Raw genomic sequence first — 2,452 nt, 5'->3', positions numbered from 1 at the left:
TTAGGAACAGTATGGACGCATTTTTTTAAAAATAAGCACGTCGGAAATTAAAATCAAACTTATATAGTTAATCTGTTAAATAAAAAAGAACTTGAAGCAGTGTTATATCATGAGCAATTTCATGGGCGTAATAAAGACCCACTGAAAATTTTTCTGTTATCATTGTGTGCATCTGCACTGTGGTATCTTCCTGTGCTGAAGTGGAGCAATGAACGTTACAAATTAATAAGTGAACTGTTAGCTGACCGTGCTGCGATTGATTCGCTAGACTCGACACTTCCAATTGGAAGTGCGCCTTTAAAACTGATTAAGTACCAAAAGCAGCAAACTTCTTATGCATATGCGCCTTTTGCCGAGACAGCAGTCAATTATCGCATAAAGTGTTTGGTAAATCCAAAGATGACCATCACATGGAATATTCCAAAACTTATGATGGTAAAGTCAGTGGCTGTGTTTATGCTGCTTTGGTCAGTATTTGCTTATTAAGGAACGAATAAAACATATTGAGGGAGAGGTGAAAGCTGCTTCTATTTAAGTTGCAGCAAACAAAATGGCAAAGTCAAAGAAAAAAGGAAAAACAGGAGTTCAAAAAAAGCAGTCTACAAATTCTAAATGGCTGTTTTGGACAATTGGAATTGTGAGCGTGGTTGTTTTAGCCTTTATTATCTTTGGTAATATCAATAAAGGTAGCGAACAAGCTGATATCAGCTATGAAAATCAACCGTTCTTGGGTGAAGAGGATGCACCAGTTGAAGTGATTGAATTTGGTGATTATAAATGTCCTCATTGTAAAGAGTTCAACAATACATTTTTTCAATTGATTGACCAAGAATACATTCAAACAGGCAAAGTGAAGTTTTACTTTATGAACTATGCTTTTATTAACGTAGATTCAACTCGCTCGGCTCAGTTTGCTGAAACGGTTTACAAAGAGCTAGGAAATGATACATTTTGGAAGTTCCATAAGCTGCTTTATGAGAAACAACCTGATTCAGCCGGTGCTGAAACACAGGATATTTTTACAGACCAATTTTTACAAGATACCCTCGGCGAAATAGCCAATGAGGAAGATGTGCAAAAAGTAGTGAAAGCTTATGAAAACGAAGAGTTTAAAGAAGCGTTCCGCCAAGACATGTCTTATGCCAAGAAACTAAATGTTTCTGGAACACCGGCTCTTTTTGTAGATGGAAAGCCATTTGAAGGATCAACTGCTGAAGACTTTGATAAGATGGTTAAAGAAGCAGCTGAGAAGAAGGGACAAGAATGAAGAAAACATTAGTAGGGAGCTGGATTGTTACAATTGTTGCAACTCTGGGCAGCTTATCTTTTAGTGAATTGTTTAATTTTATTCCATGCACATTTTGTTGGTATCAGCGAATTCTAATGTATCCGCTCGTGATCATTTTAGGCATAGCTGTGTATGAACAGAATGACAGAATTTATAAATACGTACTGCCGTTCTCAGTCGTAGGTATGCTTGTATCGGGCTATCACTATGCATTACAAAAAATACCTGCATTACAAGCGTTTGAAACATGTACAAGCGGTATACCTTGCTCGGGTCAGTACATTAACTGGCTTGGCTTTATCACAATTCCATTTTTAGCATTCATTGCGTTTACAATGATTACATTCTTAATGGTAATGTTAAAAAGACAAAAATAACAGAAGGACTCTAAGCTAAAAACTTGGAGTCCTTCTGTTATTTTTGAATAAACTATGTTCTAAATAAATACATATTACATCAACTAAAAATGATGTTCTTATAAAGAAGGAGCTTGTTTTATTGAAATAAATTTTGAAAAGAGAAATCGAACAGCTGGCCCTATAATAAGAATCTGTGTTGGGTAGGCGACAATTATGTTTTTTGCAAAAATTGTAAAGAAACTAATTAGTACATGTTGGTTTGTCAAAGATCCAGCTATAGATGCATGAATAAGTCCATAGATTGACATGAAAAACACCATTCCTATCACCATACACGTAGATAAAGTTAAGATCATATAAAACTTCTTCTCTTTCTTAAAAGGTAGTAAAAAGACAACTTTGTGAGCTATAGGCCCTACTATTACTAATTCAAGTGCAAGAGCAATAATGAAGACCATTATCATTTCTTTTACCATTTGCAGCGGTGTTAGTACGTTGAACATTCCATTAAGCATGAAGTTATACGTTGTCATAACGAATACCATGCCTAAGCACATCATCATTCCAAAATAAAATTCCTGTTTTTTTGTTGTTGGCGTATCGTAATGCTCCTTTTGAATTCTTTGTTAAGCATAGAGATTTAAAAAACGCTTCGTAAGTGAACATTATATGAACTTTTTTTGTTTTTCGTCCCTTTTGAAAAGTAAAAAGCCTATATATAAAGCGATAGAGCATTAAAGGAGCATTCCTGTTAGAAGGATTTTCGGGGACTTGAACAAAAAAGAGCCCTCTTGGTATGATACGG

General features: G+C 35.2%; 5 protein-coding genes. 3 read left to right on the top strand and 2 right to left on the bottom strand.

Going from position 1 to position 2,452, the window contains the following annotated elements:
• Positions 1 to 63: 63 nt before the first annotated feature.
• The 3 genes from AC1UFB_RS13965 to AC1UFB_RS13955 all read left to right on the top strand — a co-directional run bounded on the left by AC1UFB_RS13965 (position 64) and on the right by AC1UFB_RS13955 (position 1,665).
• Positions 64 to 486: a M56 family metallopeptidase gene (locus tag AC1UFB_RS13965; RefSeq protein WP_100347153.1), complete on the top strand. Its 423-nt coding sequence runs from the start codon at positions 64 to 66 to the stop codon at positions 484 to 486.
• 64 nt (positions 487 to 550) lie between these two features.
• Positions 551 to 1,267 (top strand): DsbA family protein, encoded by a 717-nt coding sequence (locus tag AC1UFB_RS13960; protein ID WP_025909929.1) that lies wholly within the window; start codon positions 551 to 553, stop codon positions 1,265 to 1,267.
• Positions 1,264 to 1,665, top strand: coding sequence for a disulfide oxidoreductase (locus tag AC1UFB_RS13955; RefSeq protein ID WP_061785581.1), 402 nt, complete (start codon positions 1,264 to 1,266; stop codon positions 1,663 to 1,665). Before AC1UFB_RS13960 ends, AC1UFB_RS13955 begins: the two co-directional genes overlap by 4 nt.
• A gap of 98 nt (positions 1,666 to 1,763) precedes the next feature.
• Here AC1UFB_RS13955 and AC1UFB_RS13950 read toward each other — a convergent pair whose 3' ends face one another.
• Positions 1,764 to 2,210 carry a DUF2798 domain-containing protein gene (locus tag AC1UFB_RS13950; protein ID WP_328101882.1) on the bottom strand — a complete coding sequence of 149 codons (447 nt, stop codon included), beginning with the start codon at positions 2,208 to 2,210 and terminating at the stop codon, positions 1,764 to 1,766.
• Positions 2,167 to 2,452 (bottom strand): hypothetical protein (locus tag AC1UFB_RS13945; RefSeq protein WP_482589406.1); only part of this gene is annotated, 286 nt, incomplete at its 5' end. The genes AC1UFB_RS13950 and AC1UFB_RS13945, both read right to left, overlap by 44 nt.

It is taken from the genome of Priestia sp. KCTC 13724 (assembly GCF_056820425.1).
The sequence above is the reverse complement of the archived record's forward strand: the minus strand, read 5'-3'. Positions and strand labels throughout refer to the sequence as shown.

What these genes read in the sequence shown, in the direction of transcription:
- AC1UFB_RS13960 (WP_025909929.1), top strand. Translation starts at nt 551, where the DNA reads ATGGCAAAGTCAAAGAAAAAAGGAAAAACAGGAGTTCAAAAAAAGCAG.
- AC1UFB_RS13950 (WP_328101882.1), bottom strand. Translation starts at nt 2,210, where the DNA reads ATGATGATGTGCTTAGGCATGGTATTCGTTATGACAACGTATAACTTC.
- AC1UFB_RS13955 (WP_061785581.1), top strand. Translation starts at nt 1,264, where the DNA reads ATGAAGAAAACATTAGTAGGGAGCTGGATTGTTACAATTGTTGCAACT.